A 2,073-nucleotide genomic window follows, 5' to 3' on the forward strand; every position below is an offset into this window, starting at 1 on the left:
GGCCGCACTCATGACCGGCTGGGCTCGGTTAATCCTGCATGCCGCGCCCATGAGGTTACTTGTCCGGAGTGCGTCGAGCACAACGAGGAGATGTAGTTCACGATCTTTGAAAAGCGTGGTCAACCATCCAAAGTGTGGATGCCTTTCATCGAAACAAACGATTTCATCAATGTTCTGGAATCCTGCATGGGCAGAAGCACCTGATGGACACCGATGCCCCCACTGCCTCATGGCGTGGCGAGCGTCTTAAGAAACCGCCCGAAAGGAGATTTTTCATGCGCTCTACCGGGCAGTGGAGTGCTGGGAAAGGGAGTTGCAACTGACCGGCCATGTCAAACTGTCCGACTTCTTCCGAGCCTATGGACAGACCGGGAGACGCGCACGTGTAGCGGCTCACATCGTCATACTGCACCTACGCCACACACCGGCCGGACCTGATCCGGCTTTATGAGCATTGGGTTTTGTCAGTTGCCCAAGCGTGATGGCTTTCGCGACGCGGCGCGCCTCAGGAACTGAGCCGCGTCCAGGTCGAAACGCGGGAAAGAAAGACAGGAAACAGAATGGCCGATCAATTCGCAACGGACGTCATTGCCCTGATCAAGAAACGCGCCGAGTCGGAGAGCGGTGAGGGAATGCCTGCGTCATTCGTCGGCGAGATAACAATCGCCACGGAACTGGACGCGCTCGGGTTCGATTCGCTGGGTTTGGCGGACGTCCTCTGGGATGTGGAGCAGGCCTACGGCATCAAGATCGACATGAACACGGCCGATGCCTGGTCCAATCTCAAGAATGTCGGCGACGTCGTGGAAGCCGTCCGCGGCTTGCTTGCGAAGGAGGCTTGAATGGACAGGCGCGTCGTTATCACCGGAGTGGGCGGCCTGTGCGGACTGGGCACCGACGCCGCCTCTATGTGGAAAGAGATGCGCGAAGGCCGCTCCGCCATCGGCCCGATCGCCAATTCCGAGCTTCATGACCTGGAGGGCATGACCGGCGCTGAGATCAAGGCGCTGCCCCAGCACGACATCGATCGCAAGCAGCTCGTCTCCATGGCCCGCTTCAGCTTGCTCGCCGTGCTTGCAGCGCGCGAAGCCATGCGGCAGGCCGGACTTTCCTGCGACGAGGGGAATGCCCATCGCTTCGGCGCGACAGTGGGCGTCGGATTTACCGGTTCGTACGCAACAGAACAAACTTACCGCTCACTGCTTTTGGGTAGCGCAATCCGTGCTGAACTCTTCACTGGAGTAAAGGTGATGCCCAGCGCCGCTTCCGTCCATCTTAGCTTGAGCCTCGGCTTGCGCGGGCCGGTCTTCGGGGTGACCTCCGCATGTGCCTCGGCCAACCATGCGATCGCCTCGGCGGTGGACCAGATCAAGCTGGGCCGGGCCGACGTAATGGTTTCCGGAGGCAGCGACGCACCCTTCGCATGGGGCGTGCTGAAAGCATGGGAAGCAATGCGCGTGCTTTCACCCGATACCTGCCGGCCCTTCTCCGCCGATAGGAAGGGCCTGGTGCTGGGCGAGGGTGCGGGCATGGCCGTGCTGGAAAGCTACGAGCATGCCACGAGGCGTGGTGCCACAATTCTTGCCGAGATCGCCGGCGTCGGCCTTTCCGCCGATGCCTTCCACATTGCCGCGCCATCTGTCGAGGGGCCAGCGTCGGCGATGCGCGCCTGCCTTGCCGATGCCGGGCTGAATGCCGAGGACGTCGACTATCTCAACGCGCACGGCACCGGTACCAAGAGCAATGATCAGACTGAAACGGCGGCGATCAAGCGTGTGTTTGGAAACCACGCTTATTCGATGTCCATCTCTTCCACCAAGTCCACGCACGCGCATTGCCTCGGCGCAGCGAGCGCGCTTGAAATGATCGCCTGCGTGATGGCAATCCAAGAGGACGTCGTGCCGCCGACCGCCAACTATCGCGAGCCAGATCCCGCTTGCGACCTCGACATCACACCCAATGTGCCGCGGGAGCGCAAGGTGCGCGTCGCCATGAGCAACGCCTTCGCCATGGGCGGTACGAACGCAGTTCTGGCATTCAGGCAGGTGTAGAAGCCATGCAAGACGCCTCATT

Annotated in this window: 2 protein-coding genes; both read left to right on the forward strand. The window is 61.0% G+C overall.

Annotation, left to right across the window (positions count from 1 at the left end):
• Positions 1–560 precede the first annotated feature (560 nt).
• Positions 561–842, forward strand: coding sequence for an acyl carrier protein (locus EOC06_RS36410; protein ID WP_029356603.1), 282 nt, complete (start codon positions 561–563; stop codon positions 840–842).
• Positions 843–2,051, forward strand: coding sequence for a beta-ketoacyl synthase (locus tag EOC06_RS36415; protein WP_095804225.1), 1,209 nt, complete (start codon positions 843–845; stop codon positions 2,049–2,051).
• Positions 2,052–2,073: the final 22 nt, after the last annotated feature.

The sequence above is a fragment of the Mesorhizobium sp. M7A.F.Ca.MR.362.00.0.0 genome (assembly GCF_004023175.1).
In the GTDB taxonomy this organism is placed as follows: domain Bacteria; phylum Pseudomonadota; class Alphaproteobacteria; order Rhizobiales; family Rhizobiaceae; genus Mesorhizobium.

Excerpts from the sequence above, each read along its gene's own strand:
- EOC06_RS36410 (WP_029356603.1), top strand. The coding sequence starts at position 561 with ATGGCCGATCAATTCGCAACGGACGTCATTGCCCTGATCAAGAAACGC.
- EOC06_RS36415 (WP_095804225.1), top strand. The coding sequence starts at position 843 with ATGGACAGGCGCGTCGTTATCACCGGAGTGGGCGGCCTGTGCGGACTG.